Source organism: Pseudoalteromonas sp. Isolate6 (assembly GCF_022398435.1).
GTDB classification, from domain to species: Bacteria; Pseudomonadota; Gammaproteobacteria; order Enterobacterales; family Alteromonadaceae; genus Pseudoalteromonas; species Pseudoalteromonas galatheae.
Window position 1 is genome coordinate 1 of record NZ_JAKEVK010000285.1, and the last position, 4,609, is coordinate 4,609.

Annotated in this window: 4 protein-coding genes; 2 read left to right on the forward strand and 2 right to left on the reverse strand. The window is 40.9% G+C overall.

Translation table 11 applies throughout. The features are described from left to right. Positions 1 to 303 (forward strand): helix-turn-helix transcriptional regulator (locus L1D50_RS21725; protein ID WP_239966803.1); only part of this gene is annotated, 303 nt, incomplete at its 5' end. A 33-nt stretch (positions 304 to 336) separates the two neighbouring features. Then, positions 337 to 1,485 (forward strand): hypothetical protein, encoded by a 1,149-nt coding sequence (locus L1D50_RS21730; RefSeq protein ID WP_239966804.1) that lies wholly within the window; start codon positions 337 to 339, stop codon positions 1,483 to 1,485. A 1,109-nt stretch (positions 1,486 to 2,594) separates the two neighbouring features. Here the strand turns inward: L1D50_RS21730 and L1D50_RS21735 are convergent. Next, entirely contained in the window at positions 2,595 to 3,365 is a 771-nt protein-coding gene (locus tag L1D50_RS21735) for a TSUP family transporter (RefSeq protein ID WP_138522966.1), read from the reverse strand. Positions 3,366 to 3,367: 2 nt separating this feature from the next. Further along, positions 3,368 to 4,609 (reverse strand): benzoate/H(+) symporter BenE family transporter (locus L1D50_RS21740; protein ID WP_345773978.1); only part of this gene is annotated, 1,242 nt, incomplete at its 5' end.

A 4,609-nucleotide genomic window follows, 5' to 3' on the forward strand; every position in this document is an offset into this window, starting at 1 on the left:
ATTTTATTATATGCCCACACATTCGCCACTCACCTCATATCTACTCTCCTAAAAATAAAAGAAAACAACCACCCTGTAAAACAACTTTCTCAGAGAGAAAGTGACTGCTTATTCTGGGCATGCGAAGGAAAAACAGCATGGGAAATTTCTAAAATAATAGGACTATCTCAAAGGACTGTCACATTCCATCTAATGAACATTATTGAGAAACTACGAGCCAATAATCGTCAACATGCTGTCGCTTTAGCAATAATGAAAGGAATCGTAAAACCTAACTTTGAAAAAATACAGTCAAATATATAATTAAAAAATAATATAAAAATGGAACTTCTCACTATGAAAAAATCATCAATGATATTAGCTTACCTATTGGTGAGCATGTTGGCATTAGTAGCTAATGCCAATGAATTGCAACCCCCTCACAATCAACCTTGGAATTCACAAAAACCTTGGTTGATCCCTCAAGATACCAATACGGCACTTAACCAACCTGATCACTATGCTTGGCAACTATTTGTGGCCTTGAACTGGCCTGCGAATACAGATAAGTGTAAAGCAGATAAAAATTCGCAACTTGGAGAGCCAGGCTCAACGGTATGGGAAGTGTGGCAATCAAGAGAAGAAACTTTCTTAGACGGTGCTGCACGTCCACTTTCATGGAAAAAAGGCTGTCTAGCCGGTGGCTTCGATACACTCCCAACTGGTGACTATACTGTTTTTGCTGATGAAAGCATTCGCTTTAACCGTATCGCTTATCGTTACATACGTCAGCACAAACTTTATAGCCTTGATGAGCAAGAACGTCTAGCGCGAAGCGGCATAACAGATCTCAAGTTTCCTTTAGGGTCGGTAACGGCTAAAGCACACTGGGTAAGAATCGATGAAATTGATAAACCTCGCTATCACTGGAAAGAAGTCACCAGAGATGGTGTAACTCACCTTTATGGTATGTCGGGATTTCATATTGTTTCAAAAGATTCTCCAACTTGGTTTTGGGCAACTTTCGAGCATATTGATAATGAACGTCGGTGGCCACAAAGCTACCCTGAAGCATTTTCTGGTTGGTTGACTCCCTCAGTTGATCATGCAGCTTGCTCCGAAACGTCACCATCCTGTAATGAATATCCACGGGGCTATGGCCTCTCAGGTACTAAATGGGAAAATTATCGCCTTCGCGGAACTCAAACTCAGTGGACTAATAACCGCGGTATTCCAACCACACTGGCAAACTCACAATTAGAGAGTTTTATGGATCTGGAAACTAGCTCTTGCATCACCTGTCACGCCTTGGCGGTTAAAGGTGAACAAGGCCCATCTAAGCCAATTAGCTTTTTGTTGGAGCAAACCAATATTCATGGTAAGAAACTAGGCTACGTTGGGCCACCTCAAACTGAGCTTTTCCTTGATGGTAATGGCGAAACCATTCCATACTTGGGACTTGATTATGTTTGGGCATTAAGAAAAGCTAAACGTGAACAGCAGTAATCACCTCGGTAATTAATGACTAGCTACTAGGCCTGATGTGAACGATCCAGGCCTAGTTTTTCTGTAATTCCCGCCGATTTGGTATAGCTCGTTAATAGAGTTATGCAACCTCAGGATAGTCCATTGCAATTTGATCTCCCATAGCATCGCACAACCCTATGTATTTATGACAATTATTTTAAGCAAATGCGCTATTTTGTTACCTTTCCATAAAGTGAGGCATGCGTAATTGGAGTTTTCTGTAATCATTAAAGCTGTAGACTAACTATAAAAGACCATATTTCACCGAATCACAGATCTTCGCTGCGCTAAAAGACGTTGACTCCGGTATGGAAGTCGAAGCATGGGGATATGGAAGCTGCTAATGTTAAGAAATTAAAGTGCCTAAAAAACGTATGCTGAAGTCAACCGAGAAAGTAATGTGATTAAGGAGCATTTTGCAAAAATGTTGGTAACAGCAGACAAGCGTAGTTGCGTAAGTACTTTGTCCAAAGCAGTCCTGAGCATTGTAAAACAACACAAACTGGCTTCTAGAAGTATGGGCAGAATCAAATTTAAAAAATTATCCGTTTAACCATAAACGTATTTATTGAGCGAAATTGGAAAACTCCAATTTAGACGTATCATTAAATGGGAAGTGAACATAGGTAGCATCGAGGCGAAAAAACAGTTTAGCAGCGAAGCTAAGAGAAGTGGCTTGAAAAGGTGACTTTAGAACGACGCTACCCTTTGGTTAACCTATGAACAAAGTGGAATCCCACCCTTACAAAACTATATCGATAGACTTCTCTTACCAAACAATTCACGCAAAAAAATATCGGTCTAAAATTTATTTTCACTTAGTATGCTTGCTGGTTCAGAAGTCTTTGTAAGCAGTTAACCAAAGCGAATAAACCTCAGATTAAAATAAGGAATGGCCTCACTTATTATTTTTTAAGTTTGTCTCACCTTATCACCTTGCCTAGCAGACAGCTTTGGTGCTAGAAAAGAATAGTTACCCAAAACTATGGTGAGATAACAAAAAAGCCCACCATGTTTGATAGCAAAGTACTTTATTCAAAGTGTTGCTCACTAGTAAACATCGTGGACTGCTTAAGTCTTATTTCTATTTAAAAATTCAGTAAAAGCTTCCCAATATTGGCAGTTAACATCGTTGCCAAAACCACACTTAACAATCTTTTAATAAACATAGATCCTTTTGACATAGCCATGTGCCCACCAATCCACCCACCTAAAGCGTTTGCTATCAACATAGGTACAGCAGCCTCCCAAAGCACCTTATCAGCAAAGACAAATACAAGTGTCGCTGCAATATTTGTCATTAAATTAATCGGCTTTGCAATTGCAGTCGCGGTAAGTAAATTATATTTTAAGCTTCTATTTACTGCCAAAGCCATGAAAGAGCCGGTACCAGGGCCCGCCACACCATCGTAAACACCAATTGTTGTCAGCCAAGCCAAAAAAGCCGGTTGGTTTCTACTCTCTGTAGAGCCAGGTTCTTCAGCTTTAACAATTCGACTAAATATCAGTGCAATTAAGATGCTAGCAATAATGAGCACTTCTAACAGCCACTCAGGTGTGACGATCGCAATTTTACTCCCTATTATCGAACCAAGAAAACAAGGAATTCCGGCAAGCAGAACATAACGCCATCTAATTAGGCGGTTGAGCGCATACTTAAGCACAACGAAAGAGGTACCTACCATTGATACCACTTTATTGGTCGCAAGCGCCGCCACTGGACTAACACCACACAATAACAGCGCCGGTACTTGGATAACTCCCCCACCACCCGCGATCGCGTCTATATACCCAGCAAATAGCGCAATGAAAAACAGAAGTAATATGATCGAAGGCTCTAGACTTTCAAAGAATTCCATTACTACCTACTCTCGTCAACAACCTCAGCTTTCGGTTTATTTATTGTGGTAACTTTAGGTCCTGTTAAAAAATTAGATTTAGCAATTACCATCACAAATACTCCAGCAACTATACCCCAAAATGCAGATCCCACTCCCATAAAGGAAATACCAGAAGCTGTTACAAGAAAAGTCACTAATGCTGCCTGACGATTATTTTCGTCCGCCACCGCAGAGTTTAATGCATTACCGATAGTCCCCAACAATGCCAAGCCCGCGATCGCTAGAATCAATGCCTCAGGAAATACACTAAAAGCCTGCACAATCGTCGCCCCAAAAATCCCAGTCAGAATGTAAAATACCCCTGCGGCTATTGCCGCTACATACCGCTTTTTAGGATTTGGGTGAGCTTCCTTACCGACACAAATAGCAGATGTTATCGTGGCAAGGTTAATTGCATAAGCTCCAAAAGGGGCTAATAGTGTTGTAGACACACCAGTCCATGCAATAAGTGGCGATACTGGCGTATCTTTATAATCTGAAGCTCTTAACACGGTCAGCCCAGGTAAATTCTGTGAGGCCATAGTCACAATAAATAACGGCACCGTAATACCAATAAACCCCTGCCAACTAAATACTGGTGTCACAAACTCGGGTTTGGTAACTGAAAAGTCCATGGGCTGAGGGCTAATTAAGCCTTGTTGATAAGCAATACTACACCCAACAACTAACGCTAAAATGACGGAATACCGAGCACTAAATTTCTGACTGATAATAAACACAAGAAACATCACAAGCACAAGTATCAGTTCTGATTGCATTGCAGCAAATGCATTAATACCAAAGTCTAACAATACACCTGAGAGCATTGCAGCTGCGAGAGATAGTGGAATCTTTTTCATCAACCGCTCAAATAGCCCACTAAAACCACTAATTGCGATCAAGAGTCCAGTAATAATAAAAGCGCCGATGGCTTCATTTAAACTGACTCCAGAGGCTCCAGTCACCAACATAGCAGCACCTGATGTTGACCATGCAGTGGTGATCGGTGTTTTATAACGTATCGACAGTGCGATACCCGATAGCCCCATACCTAGCCCCAGAGCTAATATCCATGAACTTATTTGTTGCTCAGAGGCACCCAAAGCTTGGGCAGCTTGAAATACGATTACAACTGAACTGGTAAAGCCAACTAACACAGTTACAAAACCAGCGTTAATTGCAGATAATGACATATCTTTAAATATATCAATCAGCGGATTAAG